13 protein-coding genes, 2 tRNA genes and 1 pseudogene are annotated in these 15,342 nt (G+C 41.0%); 11 read left to right on the top strand and 5 right to left on the bottom strand.

The features are described 5' to 3' along the window. Positions 1-216: 216 nt before the first annotated feature. The 3 genes from AAC000_RS12030 to AAC000_RS12020 form a co-directional block, all read right to left on the bottom strand. Positions 217-1,137 carry a LysR family transcriptional regulator gene (locus AAC000_RS12030; protein ID WP_339722998.1) on the bottom strand — a complete coding sequence of 307 codons (921 nt, stop codon included), beginning with the start codon at positions 1,135-1,137 and terminating at the stop codon, positions 217-219. Between the two features lie 382 nt (positions 1,138-1,519). Next, entirely contained in the window at positions 1,520-3,529 is a 2,010-nt protein-coding gene (gene uvrB / locus AAC000_RS12025) for an excinuclease ABC subunit UvrB (RefSeq protein WP_339722996.1), read from the bottom strand. A 5-nt stretch (positions 3,530-3,534) separates the two neighbouring features. Further along, a complete protein-coding gene (locus AAC000_RS12020) occupies positions 3,535-4,911 on the bottom strand; it encodes an MATE family efflux transporter (RefSeq protein ID WP_339722994.1) in 1,377 nt (458 codons plus the stop codon). Between the two features lie 989 nt (positions 4,912-5,900). Here AAC000_RS12020 and AAC000_RS12015 point away from each other — a divergent pair. From AAC000_RS12015 to nth, 9 genes are all read left to right on the top strand, one after another. Next, positions 5,901-5,977, top strand: a tRNA-Asn gene (locus tag AAC000_RS12015). Positions 5,978-6,035: 58 nt separating this feature from the next. Further along, a tRNA-Asn gene (locus tag AAC000_RS12010) sits at positions 6,036-6,112 on the top strand. Between the two features lie 160 nt (positions 6,113-6,272). Then, complete coding sequence (gene rsxA, locus AAC000_RS12005) at positions 6,273-6,854, top strand: electron transport complex subunit RsxA (RefSeq protein ID WP_215929238.1); 582 nt, start codon at positions 6,273-6,275, stop codon at positions 6,852-6,854. Next, positions 6,854-7,420 carry an electron transport complex subunit RsxB gene (rsxB, locus tag AAC000_RS12000; protein ID WP_339722993.1) on the top strand — a complete coding sequence of 189 codons (567 nt, stop codon included), beginning with the start codon at positions 6,854-6,856 and terminating at the stop codon, positions 7,418-7,420. Before rsxA ends, rsxB begins: the two co-directional genes overlap by 1 nt. A 9-nt stretch (positions 7,421-7,429) precedes the next feature. Next, the gene (gene rsxC, locus AAC000_RS11995; protein WP_339722991.1) at positions 7,430-9,556 is read left to right on the top strand and encodes an electron transport complex subunit RsxC; all 2,127 of its coding nucleotides are present in this window, start codon (positions 7,430-7,432) and stop codon (positions 9,554-9,556) included. Beyond that, complete coding sequence (gene rsxD / locus AAC000_RS11990) at positions 9,553-10,647, top strand: electron transport complex subunit RsxD (RefSeq protein WP_339722989.1); 1,095 nt, start codon at positions 9,553-9,555, stop codon at positions 10,645-10,647. Before rsxC ends, rsxD begins: the two co-directional genes overlap by 4 nt. After that, on the top strand, positions 10,644-11,345 hold the full coding sequence (gene rsxG / locus AAC000_RS11985; protein WP_339722987.1) for an electron transport complex subunit RsxG: 702 nt from the start codon (positions 10,644-10,646) through the stop codon (positions 11,343-11,345). Before rsxD ends, rsxG begins: the two co-directional genes overlap by 4 nt. Continuing rightward, entirely contained in the window at positions 11,338-12,036 is a 699-nt protein-coding gene (locus AAC000_RS11980; RefSeq protein WP_339722985.1) for an electron transport complex subunit E, read from the top strand. The genes rsxG and AAC000_RS11980 overlap by 8 nt, the downstream gene beginning before the upstream one ends. 76 nt (positions 12,037-12,112) lie before the next feature. Then, a complete protein-coding gene (gene nth, locus AAC000_RS11975; RefSeq protein ID WP_339722983.1) occupies positions 12,113-12,745 on the top strand; it encodes an endonuclease III in 633 nt (210 codons plus the stop codon). A 184-nt stretch (positions 12,746-12,929) separates the two neighbouring features. Here the strand turns inward: nth and AAC000_RS11970 are convergent, their stop codons facing one another. Continuing rightward, a complete protein-coding gene (locus AAC000_RS11970; RefSeq protein ID WP_339722981.1) occupies positions 12,930-13,946 on the bottom strand; it encodes a serine hydrolase domain-containing protein in 1,017 nt (338 codons plus the stop codon). Continuing rightward, on the bottom strand, positions 13,943-14,656 hold the full coding sequence (locus AAC000_RS11965) for a helix-turn-helix transcriptional regulator (RefSeq protein WP_339722979.1): 714 nt from the start codon (positions 14,654-14,656) through the stop codon (positions 13,943-13,945). Before AAC000_RS11965 ends, AAC000_RS11970 begins: the two co-directional genes overlap by 4 nt. Positions 14,657-14,868: 212 nt before the next feature. Between AAC000_RS11965 and AAC000_RS11960 the strand changes: the two are divergent. Beyond that, positions 14,869-15,132, top strand: a pseudogene (locus AAC000_RS11960) (endonuclease III); the annotation flags it as partial. Between the two features lie 2 nt (positions 15,133-15,134). Beyond that, complete coding sequence (locus tag AAC000_RS11955; RefSeq protein WP_339722978.1) at positions 15,135-15,329, top strand: YwbE family protein; 195 nt, start codon at positions 15,135-15,137, stop codon at positions 15,327-15,329. Positions 15,330-15,342 lie beyond the last annotated feature (13 nt).

The following is a 15,342-nucleotide window of genomic DNA, read 5'->3' as shown; positions in this document are numbered from 1 at the left end:
AGCTTCTAGCTTCTAGCTTCTAGCTTCTAGCTTCTAGCTTCTAGCTTCTAGCTTCACCAGCATGATAAACCTTGTAGCCAGTTAACTATCAACTGGCTTTTTTAATTCCACATTCTAAATTCACATTAAAAAGCAGCATAAATGCGGCTCATAAAACAAACACATGGCAACTAGCAACTAGCAACTAGCAACTAGCAACTAGCAACTAGCAAAAGCCTACTTCTCAACCTGTTGAATAAAGTAGCTAATTTCCTTAATCAAATGTCTTAACACCGGATTGAGTCGAGTATTTTTGCCATTCATCACAAACAAATCATGGCTAAATTCAAATAAACTTTTTCCTACTGGCACTAATCCTAGTCCTGCGGCTTGGTTGGTCAACACGTAATCAGGTAATAACCCCACATACTCACCCGTCATAATCGCAGATAAACACGCATCGTAAGAGTCGGAAAATGTTTGTATTGCCATACGTGTATCATCAGAAATGTAATTAGCTGAAGACAGCCCGGAAATGCCAATGGCAGGATAGTCGCCAATTTTAACATTGTCAGGTAAACCATCACGATATTTAGCCAAAACATGGGAAGGCGCACAATACAGCCGACCTTTACATGCCACGTCAACGGGGTGAAAAGTCACTGACTCTGGCTTTACCATGTCATAGGTCGACAACACTAAATGACACTCACCCGACAAGGCTACATGCTCCACTTCGTTATACAAGCGGGTTTGAATATTGACGTGGATGTCGTTGAATTTTTTCATGGTACTTTTAACGGCTTTACTGACCGATAAATGATAAGAAAGTGGTAAGCCCGCCATCATTACTAAGGTAATATGCCCTGAATAGTCGTCATGCAAACTCTTTAGATTAAACACGAAGTTATCGAAGGAATTGAAGATACGTTTGGTTTCCTGAAAAACCACTTCCCCTTCTTTAGTCATTTGAAAACCACCGCGACCACGATGGCATAAAACTAAATCTAAACGTTCTTCGAGCTTTTTGATGGCAGCACTAATATTAGGACGTTGCATGCGAAGTACCGGCTCTGCTGCGGTAAAGCCATTACAGGAAGCTACAGCGTAAAATACACGCAATAATTTAATATCGGATTCTTGAAGACGATTTAACATTTCAGCACCACTTATAGGTATAGTTCTTGATACTAAAGTACATAGTAGGAAAGCCCTAGCAGGATTACAATGGAAATTTAACAGAACGGCTAAAAACAGTGGTGTTAGCGTTAAAAAGTTAAGTTCAAAAGATTAAAGATAGTGAATCATTCAGGAAAAGAACGGCACTGTGGGGTAAACACTAGGTATAAAAGCAGTAAAATACTCATAGATAATCAGCATATTATTGGATTGGATTTTATTTTAATCGCGTATATCTAAGTGACGTGGCCTTTTCACCTAAGAAATATAATTTTCCACTTTCTTAGTGTTGCGCCAACCGATGTTGCGCCAACCGATGTTGCGCCAACCGACCTTGCTGCTGACAGTTGGCACTCCATCACTAAGAATTTTTCACTATTTGCGCCCGAAACGCTTCTATTTCATCCCGTAAGTTTGCCGCTTTTTCAAATTCCAGTTCTTTAGCCGCTTTAAACATGACTTTTTCTAGCTCATTTATTTTCTGCAGAATTTGCGGTGTACTTAAGGCATTATATTTTTTGCCCGATTCTGCTACTAGCCTAAGTTTAACCTTACCATCAGCATTCCCATCTCCCACATCCATGATATCTGTTATAGGTTTATTTAACTGCATTGGCACTATGCCATGTTTAAGGTTATAGGCTTTTTGGATCTCACGACGTCTGTCTGTTTCAGCAATTGCACGCTCCATGGAGCCAGTGATCTTATCGCCATACATTATTGCTCGGCCATTAAGATGTCGTGCTGCCCTACCCATTGTTTGAATAAGAGACTTATCAGATCGTAAAAAGCCTTCTTTATCGGCATCAAGAATCGCAACTAGTGAGACTTCTGGCATATCCAAGCCTTCCCTGAGCAGATTGATCCCCACTAACACATCGAATTTACCTATACGTAAATCACGAATAATTTCAATGCGTTCTACTGTGTCTATATCTGAATGTAAATAACGAGCTTTGATACCATGCTCGTCAAGATAGTCACTTAAATCTTCGGACATACGTTTGGTTAAGGTGGTCACTAATACCCTTTCGTTTAATGCCACACACTTGTTAATTTCCGATAATAAATCATCGACTTGGGTCGCCACCGGACGGATCTCTATTTCTGGGTCGAGCAATCCTGTTGGACGCACCAGTTGTTCTACAATATCGTCTGGTGCCACTGCAAGTTCAAATTTTCCTGGTGTAGCTGATACATAAATAGTTTGAGGGGTAATTTGTTCAAACTCCTCAAACTTTAACGGGCGGTTGTCTAACGCTGAAGGTAAACGAAAGCCATATTCCACTAAGGTTTCTTTTCGGGATCTGTCACCTTTATACATAGCGCCAATTTGCGAAACCGTGACATGGGACTCATCAATAAACATTAAGCCATCGGCCGGAAAATAATCAATAAGAGTGGGCGGCGGGTCGCCAGGATTTCGGCCGGATAAATACCTAGAGTAGTTTTCGATTCCTGAGCAATACCCTAACTCTTGCATCATCTCGATATCAAATTGACAACGTTGTGCAACCCGTTGTTCTTCCACTAATTTATTTACTGACTTGAGTTGCTCGCGTCTTTCTTTAAGTTCGACCTTGATATGCTCAATAGCATCGAGAATTTTCTCTCTTGGAGTCACGTAATGAGTTTTTGGAAAAACAGTGGCTCGGGTGACGGTTTTTTCAACCGCCCCAGTAAGCGGATCAAATATGCTGATGCGCTCGACTTCTTCATCGAACAATTCCACTCTAATACCATGACGTTCCGAGTCTGCTGGAAATACATCAATCACGTCACCACGCACTCTAAAGGTGCCGCGCTCAAAAGCTACATCATTTCGGGTGTATTGAATTTCGGCCAAACGCCGCAAAATATCCCGTTGATTCATAATGTCACCTTGACGAAAATGCACCAACATTTTCATGTAAGATTCAGGGTCGCCTAAACCATAGATAGCCGAAACACTAGAAACAATAATAACATCACGCCTTTCCATCAGCGATTTAGTAGCGGATAAACGCATTTGTTCAATGTGTGCGTTTATCGATGCATCTTTCTCAATAAAAGTATCACTAGAAGGCACATAAGCTTCAGGCTGATAATAATCGTAGTAGGAGACAAAATATTCTACTGCGTTATTAGGGAAAAACTCTTTCATTTCACCGTAAAGCTGAGCAGCTAGGGTTTTATTGTGTGCCAATATCAAGGTAGGCCGCTGCACCTTTTCAATCACATTCGCCATAGTAAAGGTTTTACCAGAACCGGTGACACCTAATAAAATTTGCCGCGCTAAACCATCTTCTAAGCCTTCAACCAAGGCCTTTATGGCTTTGGGTTGATCGCCAGCTGGAGAATAACTCGAGGATATTTCAAATGCTCTGCTCATAACGCTTATTTACTCACTACACTTTGTTCAAATCGAGAGGCCAGAATGCGTTTAAACCAAATAAAGGCAATACAACCAACAGTGAGATTGGCCAATACGGCCGCCCAAAATAATCCAACTAAGTTAAACCAATAACTACCGATAAATGAAAACGGCACAAAAAACACAAATAATCGCATACCGTTTAAAGACAAGGCTGACATGGGCATATGCATGGCATTAAAGGATGAATTGGTCAAAATAGTTACGCCTTGTAACCCGTAACCAAGCGGCACAATCACCAAAAACAGTACTATAGTTGCCGCCACTTTTGGCTCATTAGTAAATATATTGGCAATCACAGCAGATAATACTGCCAATAAAGCAAAAATGATCAATTGCCACACCATGACAAATTTGACACATACACTATAAGCCTGCTCTACACGGTCTAGTTTATTGGCTCCAAAGTTTTGACTGATAAAGGGAGGCAATGACATAGATAATGACAGCACCACTATGCTAGCAATGGATTCCAATCGCCCCCCGACTCCCCAAGCAGCAACAGCTTCAGGACCATAACCTGCAACTATGGCTGTGACTATTCCAGTAGAAATAGGGGTTAACATATTGGCTCCAGAGGCAGGCAAGCCAATTTTTAAAATCCCACCTGTACTGCGTTTTAACTGTTGCCAACTCAGTAACTTTGGCTCCATCAACTGACGTTTTACAGCCAATACATACAAAATATAAAATAATCCAACCGCCCAAGCTACCAGAGTGGCAATGGCCGCCCCTTGAATGCCAAGGGCAGGCACCGGGCCCCAACCAAAAATAAGAATGGGATCCAAAATCACATTAATAAGTCCACCAAAAGCCATAACGTAACTAGGCGTTTTTGTATCACCTGAAGCCCGTAAAACACTGTTCCCAACCATAGGCATAGCCAGAAACACCCCCGCTGCATACCACACCAACATATATTCGTGGATCAAAACCAGTTGTGCTTCGTCAGCCCCCATGAGTTGAAAAATAGGAGTGATGGTCAACACGCCAACAATTGCTAATGCAATGGCTAACACCATAGTTAACATTAATGCACCAGTTGCCGTTTCCTTTGCTTGATGGTGTTGCCCTGCCCCAAGTAATTTAGCAATGATGGCCGAGGTGCCAATGCCCAATCCAATATTTAAACTAATAACAGTAAAAGTAACGGGGAATGTAAAACTAATGGCAGCAAGTTCTTGCGTACCTAACATACCAATAAAAAAGGTATCGACTAAGCCAAACGTCATCAGTACTACCATTCCGACTATCATCGGCAAGGTCATTTTACGTAGGGTGGTGGCAATATCGTTATTTAGCAAATCTGGATGGGATGCTGTTTTATTGCTTGAGGTCAATATTGCTCTCTCTTAATTGAACTTAATAGAAGATACAGGTGGTAGCTGATCATTTAACTCAAAATCACATGACTGAGATTTTAACCTGAAAATTTCAATGAACAGTAATGGCTTTGTCAGTTCAGTCGCTGTCAGCTAATAATACGCGAATTTTTCTTCACTTATCTTATATTTAGCAGTATTTTTGTTACAAAATTGTTAGCAAGCATCACTCTAATCAGTGTACCTTTTTGAATACAGATACATGTCTATATATTGACGATTTTTCTTTTATTCTGAGTTTTTGCAGTAAAATAATGCTTATTGTTTTAAAAATAATCAATTCAAAAATAAAATGAATCCGCTGGTTTTAGCATGTTTTTATTTTTCTCTTTAAAAACAACACACAAGGAAAATTTCATATTTTTTACTGAGAAATTTTACTTTTTCAATGAATCAAAAATAAATCATATCTAATTGTTTTAAAAGGATTTTATAAATTAATTCAATATTCTTAATTTCATCTATTGACTTTGAATTGATGAGCGCTTTATCACTGCTAACAATTTAATCCACAAGGTTATCCACAAGATTCGTGGATAACTGCCTTCGCCCTTTAATTGGCGTACATTGACACCATAGTCCACTTTTATTTTAGTTAGTAATCACCAACCTACTGCATCGCCAACAAAGGTTACACTTTTATTAAAGACTGGCATTATATACAGTACACAACAGATCCTTAATAACAATTAGCTATAACAAAATGGAAAAAGGGTCTTTGAATTAAAATCAATAAGGAGAACTAAAATTGCACAATTTTGAAGCAAAAAAAACCTGAAGATTTTTATATTTTGGTAATACGTATAGATTGTGTGCAAGATTATGAAAATATCGTTAAAAACCTCAATTTGAGTGTTGACAGCGGGCGGGATGCTCATTAATATCCTGCCCCGTTGAAAAGCACCTTGTTTTGTAAACGAGTAACGCTTTCGACATAAGTATAAAGTTCCCCCTTAGCTCAGCTGGTTAGAGCGACGGACTGTTAATCCGCAGGTCCCCTGTTCGAGTCGGGGAGGGGGAGCCAACTTATACTTAGTGAGTTAAGTATCATTCTATGAATAATAGTTAACTAGAAATTGAATTCCCCCTTAGCTCAGCTGGTTAGAGCGACGGACTGTTAATCCGCAGGTCCCCTGTTCGAGTCGGGGAGGGGGAGCCAATTCAATTATCGACAATCTCCCCTTATTACCTCTAGTTATCGACTTTTATTTCAATAATAAACACATTTAGTAATAAACTTTTGAATATCAAGTTGTTAATGGTCACTTAAATAAAGATAATAACAGCGTAATAATAACTCCTGGTAAATATCCACTTATATGACCGAATTCTTACTACTGTTGATTGGCACTGTGTTGGTGAACAACTTTGTGTTAGTACAATTCCTTGGCTTATGCCCGTTTATGGGTGTTTCAGGAAAATTAGAAACGGCTATTGGCATGTCTATGGCCACAACTTTTGTATTAACCCTAGCCTCACTTTCCAGCTACCTCGTTGAACATTATATATTGTTGCCATTAGGCATAGGCTACTTACGTACACTAAGTTTTATTTTGGTAATTGCCGTAGTGGTGCAGTTTACTGAAATGGTAGTACATAAAACTAGCCCCACCTTATACCGACTACTAGGTATATTTTTACCGCTTATTACCACCAACTGCGCAGTATTAGGTGTCGCCCTATTAAACATTAACCAACAGCATAATTTTGTTGAATCTGTTATTTATGGTTTTGGCGCGGCCCTAGGGTTTTCCCTAGTGCTGATACTATTTTCCGCCATGCGAGAACGTTTAGCTGTAGCAGACGTACCTAAACCTTTTAAAGGTGCATCTATAGGTATGATTACCGCGGGTTTGATGTCTTTAGCTTTTATGGGCTTTACTGGTTTGGTTAAATTTTAATGTCTCTAGGTTTCGCTATTCTCACTGCACTAATTGCCATTGGCTTGTTGGCACTGGTTTTTGGGCTGGTTTTAGGTTTTGCGGCGGTAAAATTTAAAGTAGAAAGTGATCCACTGGTTGAGCAAATTGATCACATACTCCCACAAACCCAATGTGGGCAATGTGGGTACCCAGGTTGCAAACCTTATGCGCAAGCCATAGCAGATGGCGACGAAATCAATAAATGTCCGCCAGGTGGCGATGCCACAATTAAGAAACTTGCCGACCTTATGGGGGTAGAAGCTAAATCTTTAGATTCAGCCCATGGGGTAGAAGACGTTAAAAAGGTAGCATTCATTCGTGAGGACGAATGTATAGGTTGTACCAAATGCATCCAGGCTTGTCCGGTTGATGCCATATTGGGAGCCGCTAAACAAATGCACACTGTTATTGTTGATGAGTGCACCGGTTGCGATCTATGTGTAGATCCCTGCCCTGTTGATTGTATCGATATGGTGCCCTTAGCAAATAGTGCTTCTTCTTGGCGCTGGGACATTAATGCCATCCCTATCAAACAAATAAGTTAGACGGGAATTATGCCAAGTAACTTCGACGACATTATTGAAAAACTAGACAATAACCAATTGTGGGATTTCCCCGGTGGTGTGTTTCCTGCTGAACAAAAAACACTGTCAAATCAAACCCCAATAGGTAAATTGCCCATCCCCGAACGCCTATTTGTGACAGTAAAACAACATATAGGCGTTGAAGGCCACCTTATTGTTGAAGTCGGTCAAAAGGTGCTTAAAGGTCAAGCGTTAACAAAAAGCATGAACCCTTTTGCAGTGCCAATTCATGCACCAACATCCGGGGAAGTTGTCGCCATTCAAAAACACGTCTCAGCTCATCCATCTGGGTTACCAGAAATGACAGTAGAGATAATCAGCGATCAACAAGACAAGTGGGCGCCACTTAGCCCCTTAGTGGATTACCAAAATCAGCCTAAAATGCAAGTGCTTGCAGCCATTTGTGACGCGGGTATTAGTGGTATGGGGGGGGCTGGATTCCCCACTCATATAAAATCATCACCTAAAAAAGATATCGATTTTTTAATCATAAACGGTATTGAATGTGAACCCTACATTACCTCAGATGACCGTTTGATGCGTGAACATGCCTGGCAAATCCGCCAAGGTATAGACGTATTGTGTCATCTCCTCAAACCCAAACACGTTTTAATTGGTATAGAAAATAATAAACCTGAAGCCATCGAAGCGATGCAAGTAGCCTGCAGAGAAAACCCCAATTACCGAATTTGTAGTGTACCGACAAAGTATCCAGCAGGGGGTGAAAAACAACTTATCCAAGTGTTAACCAACAGAGAAGTGCCTGCTAAAGGATTGCCTGTGGATGTGGGTGTTATCATGCATAATGTGGGGACGTGTTTTGCTATAGCAGATGCTGTTTTTTCAGGCAAACCACTTATCAGTCGAGTGGTTACTGTCACAGGTGAAGCCGTAGAAAACCCTTGTAATGTATGGGCATTGATTGGGAGCCCAGTGGCCCATCTATTAACACACAGTGACTATAAACAAACACGCCAAAAACAAACTAATATCATTATGGGTGGCCCTATGATGGGGTTTAATGTCTGCAGCGATTTGGTGCCAGTAGTAAAAACTACTAACTGTATATTGGCACCCACTGACAACGAAATATCCGGCAATAACGAACAAGCGTGTATTCGCTGCAGTGCTTGCGCAGATGTCTGTCCAGCCAGCTTGCTACCACAACAATTATTTTGGCACGCAAAAGCCAAAGAATTAGAGAAAGCCCAAGAATATAATTTATTTGATTGTATTGAATGTGGCGCATGTGCCTACGTTTGCCCAAGTGAAATACCCTTAGTTCATTATTACCGCATAGCTAAATCTGAAATAAGAGTAGAACAAGAAGAAAAACAAAAATCAGACAAAGCCCGAGATCGTTTTGAAAAGCGTGAAGCGAGACTAATTGCCGAACAACAAGCCAGAGATGAGAAACATCGCTTGGCAGCCGAGGCTCGAAAGCAAGCGATGGCGAGCAATGGCAACAACGCCAAAGACAAAATTGCCGCGGCTTTAGCCAGAGCAAAAGCCAAAAAACAACAGGCAAGTGAAATCACTGAAAAACCCCTTGAGGCAACTGAGTTAGCCCCCAATAGTTCAGTAGAAGCGTCTACCCAAACTAAAGTTGTTGAACCTGCCGCAAAAGTCGCCAGTTCAAACCAAAGGGTGCAAGCCGCTATCGCACGAGCAAAAGCGAAAAAAGCAGCCGCAGAAGCCAGCAATACTCAAACTGAATTGAATGAGACAAAGAAAGACATCGCAGAAGTCAAAAAGCCAGCGATCAAAACACCTGTACAAACCGACTCTGGCACCTCTGTTCCCGTGACCAAGGCGCCAGAAGCGCCACCCGCCACTATTACAGACAGTAAACAGGCTAAAATAGCGGCAGCAGTAGCCAAAGCAAAGGCTAAACGGAACGCCCAGAAAGCCGGCAATGACCTAGCCGCGCCAAAATCAGCATCAGCCCCTAAGGTAGAGAACAGTGAAACTGACAATTCAGTTGAACTTGCCAAAACAGAAGAACAACAAATAGATATGAAAAAGCGCAAAATTGCTGCGGCAGTAGCGAAAGCTAAAGCCAAAAGAGCCGCTGAAAAAGCAGATAAGTCCTCATGAAATATAAATTAGCCAGCTCTCCGCACCAACATATTCGCCGTGATACCGGTCAAGTTATGCGTTTAGTGATTTTAGCTATGATCCCTGGGATCTTATTACAAACATGGTTCTTCGGTTGGGGCACAGTTATTCAAATAGGTATAGCCATCATCACAGCAGTGGTTACCGAAGCGGCAATTCTAGAATTACGAAAGCGAGATTTTGAGCGTGCGTTAAAAGATTATAGTGCGGTACTCACAGCCATGTTATTGGCGGTGAGTATTCCTCCTTTTGCCCCTTGGTGGGTGATTGTGATTGGCACTTTTTTCGCTATTGCTATAGTAAAACAACTATATGGCGGTTTAGGTTTTAATGTATTTAATCCAGCGATGGCGGCGTATGTCATGTTGTTGGTTTCTTTTCCTGTACAAATGACCCAGTGGCTACCCCCTGTCGACCTAGCACAATATAGTCATGATTTTATGGATGCCCTGCAAGCTGTTTTTACTGGCTTTAGCGTGGAAGGTTTTAGCCTTGCGCAACTTAAAACAGGCATTGATGGCGTGACTATGGCGACGCCACTAGACACAGTTAAAACCAGCTTAGCCCAAGGGCTTACCTATTCAGAAAGCATTGAACTCCCTATTTTTGACAGCGTGATTACTGGTTTAGGTGTGGCATCGAGTTGGATTAGCCTAGGGTATCTGCTCGGTGGCTTATATTTACTTAAACAGAAAGTCATCAATTGGCATATACCCGTTAGCATGGTAGCGGGGCTATTTATCTGCGCATTGATAATGTCACTTGTAGACAGTGACTTATACCCATCTAGTCTTTTCCACTTATTTAATGGAAGCATTATTATTGGTGCCTTTTTTATTGCTACCGATCCTGTGTCCGCTTCCACAACAAATAAAGGTAGAATCATTTTTGGAGCGGCAATTGGTGTGTGGGTTTATCTGATTAGAGAATGGGGTGGCTATCCTGACGCCGTGGCTTTTGCAGTATTGATCATGAATATGGCAGTGCCTCTAATTGATTATTATACGCGGCCACGCACTTACGGTCATGCCGCAAGCAAACAAAAATCAAAAGGCAAGGTCAAATCATGACAAAAAGTATCCAATATACTATGTCTAAAAATGGGGTGATATTGGCGATATTCGCATTATTTACCACTGGACTGATTGCCCTCACCTACTTCGGTACCAAAGATCAGATTGCGCTGCAGCAGCAACAGAAATTGCTCTCCATACTTAATGCAGTCATTGATAAAAGCAGTTATGACAACGCCATACAGTTAGATTGCGCCTTAGTGACGTCTCCTGAATATTTGGGCTCCGATGCCCCCCAACATATATATCGCGCCACCAAACTGGGACAAGGTGTGGCTGCAGCCATAGAAACCACTGCCCCAGATGGATACAGTGGGCAAATTCATTTAGTGGTGGGCGTTACCCTTTCAGAATCTGGTTCGGCCAAGGTAACAGGCGTGAGAGTGCTTGAACATAAAGAAACACCTGGACTAGGCGACAAAATAGACTTACGTATTAGTAATTGGGTAATAGACTTTGACAATCAAATATTTAGCGCTGACATCGCCACAAATTGGGCAGTGAAAAAAGACGGCGGGAAGTTTGATCAATTTACAGGTGCCACAATCACCCCAAGAGCAGTAGTCAGAGCAGTTAAGTTAAGTGCGGAATATTACTTAGCTAATCAAGGCAGTATTTTTAACGCTGAAAATGCCTGTACTGGGAATAACGCTGTGAAAGTCATTGATGCAAAAGTGAGCCAAGGAAATGAATGAGTTTAAAGAGTTAAGTTGGCAAGGCCTGTGGAAAAACAATCCGGCATTGGTGCAACTATTAGGTTTATGCCCTTTGCTTGCGGTAACAGCCACTATTACCAATGGACTTGGTTTAGGACTAGCCACCACACTAGTGTTAATTGGCTCGAATACCACAGTATCGATAATTCGAAATTGGGTCCCTAGCGAAATTCGCATCCCTATCTTTGTAATGATCATTGCTGCTTTTGTAACCATAGTGCAGCTACTGATGAATGCTTACACTTTTACACTGTACCAAGCATTAGGGATATTTATTCCGCTTATAGTGACTAACTGCGCCATTATTGGACGAGCAGAGGCCTATGCCTCTAAAAATACTATCGGAAAATCTGCTTTTGATGGTTTGATGATGGGGTTAGGTTTTACAGTGGTGTTGGTATTATTAGGGGCTATGCGAGAGTTATTGGGCTATGGCACCTTGTTTGCTGGTGCCAATTTATTGTTAGGCGATTGGGCCACCAGCCTTAAAATCACAGTGTTTGAAACTGATAGTCCATTTTTACTTGCCATTTTACCTCCCGGCGCTTTTTTATGTATGGGTCTGTTAATCGCTCTTAAAAACATATTGGATAGCCACATGGAACGTTTGTTTGCCGCTAAGGCTGAAGAAAAAGTGGTGCAACGCGCCCGAGTCACTACAGAAAGCTAGATGCTAGATGCTAGATGCTAGATGCTAGATGCTAGATGCTAGATGCTAGATTTTTAGAGAGTAAAACGATAACAAAATGAATAAAAGCAAACGTTTAGAAATACTAACTCGACTTCGAGACGATAATCCGCATCCCACCACTGAGCTTAATTTCAGTTCGCCTTTTGAACTGTTAATCGCTGTTTTGCTGTCAGCTCAAGCTACTGATGTAGGTGTGAATAAAGCCACTGCTAAACTTTATCCAGTGGCTAACACCCCCCAAGCCATATTAGATCTAGGCCTAGAGGGCTTAAAATCATACATTAAAACCATAGGCCTATTTAATACCAAAGCCGTCAACACCATGAAAACCTGCCAAATGTTGGTGGACTTACACGGTGGTGAAGTGCCCGAAAACCGCGAAGCCCTAGAAGCCCTACCAGGCGTTGGCCGTAAGACCGCGAATGTGGTACTGAATACAGCTTTTGGCTGGCCGACAATCGCGGTAGATACTCACATCGACCGCGTATCTAACCGCACCAAGTTTGCCATAGGTAAAAACGTGGTAGAAGTAGAAAACAAGCTTTTAAAAGTGGTACCAGCAGAATTTAAAGTCGATGTGCATCACTGGCTTATACTCCATGGCCGTTATACTTGCATCGCCCGTAAGCCCCGTTGTGGTTCTTGTATTATTGAAGACTTGTGTGAGTTTAAAGATAAGACTGAGTAAAGTTGGAATTCTAATTTACTCAGTCTACCTAATTCAATAAAGCTAAACCTCGTTTATATTGAGCAGGGCGTTTCACTATTATCTGAAATCAACGTTATATATTTAGATCTATAAAAACCGAATTCGGTTAATGCTTGCTAACGTTAATTAAGTACCCAAAAGGCAGGTAAAGCGACCTGAGAACTTAATTAATCGATTGGAACAGTGCCTCTATATCGTCTTTTATTAAATACAGTAAGTTTTTATTTCCATCACTAGACATAACGACTAAGGAAAGTTTAGAGGCCAAATTTGTATATTTCAGCACATGGTGGGAAGGATTACTGCCATCATGTTTAATCGCTGAAATTTTTTCATTTTCCATAAAAAACTGGCCAAAGTCATATTCAATGTGGTTCGGTTTTCCTGACATTTTGTGTTCGGATATATAGGTCAAAACCGACTTCCCATTTAAAGCTTTTCCGTCTAACAGTGCCATTTCCCAAAGTAATAAATCAGATGCGGTAGTGTAGATTGTCACCCCGTTTATGGCCGTAGGATAATCACCTGCAACCTGTTGGTTTGACTGATTAATTATTACTGATTGAATTGTTTTGGTCATTCCTAACGGGTCAAAGAAATGATCTTTTAAATATTTATCGAATTTCTGCCCTGTTATGTTTTCAACAATTTTAGCTCGCAACATCACATTAATGTTTCCATACAAATAACCAGTGCCTGGGTTGAATTCTAGAGCTTGCAAAGCCATTACTTGGTTCATGACATCTTGGCTTGTGATGTTATTTTTCCAGCTGATTTTAGGCAAACCTGATGTGTGGGAAAGTAAGTGCTTTACTTGGATTTTTTGCCCCCAAGATGGAAGTACCGGAATATACTTACTAATGCGATCATCCAGTGTCAAACGGCTTTCATCTATTAACTTCAAAAGCGCAACTGTCGTAAACTCTTTGCCAACAGAACCGCTGCTAAATAAGTGCTCTGCGTTTAACTTAGTGTTTTGCTTTTGGTAGCCCACAGAATAAGTAAAAATGGGGTGTGCTTGCAGTTTTAACGCAATCGAACCATTAAATCCGTGTTGGATTTGAAATTGTTCAACAATATTCACTACTTTATCATTCAGCTCAGACTCTAACGTGTTTGCCTCTATTGTCATTGGTGTAATACTGAACAAGACCAACCAAAAAACGTAAATGCTTTTCATGACTTGCTCTCCTCTTTGTGAGGTACAGCATTAACTTTAAGCATATGCTCTAGCCTGTGCTTTAAGGGCCTAAACCAAAGCTCCGACATCAATATCCCATATACAAGTGGTCGAATAGCATAGGTGAAGTAATTAGTGAGGTGCAGTAGGTCAATTTGAGAGTGGTTAACTATTGTTAAGCCACATACTAGCGAGCTAACTATTCCAACAATGTATGCGTAATCACGCAACGATTTTATTATCGCAATCTTCTTACTGACTCCCTGTACAGCCGTTGGTATACGAATAATCCACGCCGTCGCAGCTAAACTCGATAAGGTTTCTCTAATACCATGTGCGACACAAGACAGAGCAAAGGAAAGACCTAGTATTAAACAAGCGCTTACTATTTCCCAGTTTGGGTATTTACTCGTTAAATCAATGATGAAAAAAGCAGACAGAAACAAAACAATCATGCCAATCACACCGCCCCAATTTACTTCTCTAGCATGAACAATGTCATCATCAATTTGGTTTACGTCAACGTGCAGTTCTTTAGGGCTTAATTCGAATACAGATGCTAACGCCATAGCTGATTCAAGTGAACAAACACCTTCTTTTTCTATTCGTTGTATGGTTCTTTCACCCAAGCCGGATATTTCTGCAAGTGTACTTTGAGACCATCCATGCTCTTTCCTAAGCGTGACAATTTTATTTTTACATACTTTCATCTTTGTTTATAACTCCTGTCTTTCAGTTGCAGATAGTATGACTAACTCGGTTGATATTCAAAACGCCAAGTAGCCGCCAGTTTCCTGCCAGCTAGAGAAATAGTGAGCTTAGACGACACTTGCATTATATTTAAATAAATTCCCTTGAGACTAATTACGTTGACTCGCCGCTAATCAAATCGGTATGATTTTATTAAAAATAGAATGTCTATCTACTTTCCTTATCATTTGACTGGCCTACAATAGCTGTCGACACTCATATTTTTCGCGTGTCTAATCGTACTAAGCTGGCCATGGGTAAAACGGTTGAAAAAGTCGAAGATAAACTCTTATAAGTAGTACCCAAAGAGTTTAAAGTCGATGTGCATCACTGGTTAATTTAACACTGTAGGTATACTTGTATTGCCCGTAAACCACGCTGTGTCTCGTGTTTGATTGAAGATTTATGTGAATTTAAAGATAAGATTGAGGATTAACAATGGAAGGTACAAAACGTGCAAATATTAAGCTTGGTGCGCAAGTTTCAATCGTACTGAAGCAAGATCAAAGAAGCGGTGATTTAACCGAGGGGGTGGTAGCAAAAATACTTACCAACTCCCCCAATCACCCCCATGGAATTAAGGTCAGGTTAGACAGCGGTGAAGTAGGCAGAGTGAAACACATTCATCAGTAAAAATCCCCCTACC

The sequence above is a fragment of the uncultured Paraglaciecola sp. genome, from assembly GCF_963977085.1.
GTDB lineage: Bacteria > Pseudomonadota > Gammaproteobacteria > Enterobacterales > Alteromonadaceae > Paraglaciecola.
This window is presented reverse-complemented; position numbering and strand designations above follow the sequence as displayed.

Bases quoted from the DNA above. Each gene is read 5' to 3' on its own strand.
- AAC000_RS12030 (WP_339722998.1), bottom strand. From the start codon at position 1,137: ATGTTAAATCGTCTTCAAGAATCCGATATTAAATTATTGCGTGTATTT.
- uvrB (WP_339722996.1), bottom strand. From the start codon at position 3,529: ATGAGCAGAGCATTTGAAATATCCTCGAGTTATTCTCCAGCTGGCGAT.
- rsxA (WP_215929238.1), top strand. From the start codon at position 6,273: ATGACCGAATTCTTACTACTGTTGATTGGCACTGTGTTGGTGAACAAC.
- rsxB (WP_339722993.1), top strand. From the start codon at position 6,854: ATGTCTCTAGGTTTCGCTATTCTCACTGCACTAATTGCCATTGGCTTG.
- rsxC (WP_339722991.1), top strand. From the start codon at position 7,430: ATGCCAAGTAACTTCGACGACATTATTGAAAAACTAGACAATAACCAA.
- rsxD (WP_339722989.1), top strand. From the start codon at position 9,553: ATGAAATATAAATTAGCCAGCTCTCCGCACCAACATATTCGCCGTGAT.
- rsxG (WP_339722987.1), top strand. From the start codon at position 10,644: ATGACAAAAAGTATCCAATATACTATGTCTAAAAATGGGGTGATATTG.
- AAC000_RS11980 (WP_339722985.1), top strand. From the start codon at position 11,338: ATGAATGAGTTTAAAGAGTTAAGTTGGCAAGGCCTGTGGAAAAACAAT.
- nth (WP_339722983.1), top strand. From the start codon at position 12,113: ATGAATAAAAGCAAACGTTTAGAAATACTAACTCGACTTCGAGACGAT.
- AAC000_RS11970 (WP_339722981.1), bottom strand. From the start codon at position 13,946: ATGAAAAGCATTTACGTTTTTTGGTTGGTCTTGTTCAGTATTACACCA.
- AAC000_RS11965 (WP_339722979.1), bottom strand. From the start codon at position 14,656: ATGAAAGTATGTAAAAATAAAATTGTCACGCTTAGGAAAGAGCATGGA.
- AAC000_RS11955 (WP_339722978.1), top strand. From the start codon at position 15,135: ATGGAAGGTACAAAACGTGCAAATATTAAGCTTGGTGCGCAAGTTTCA.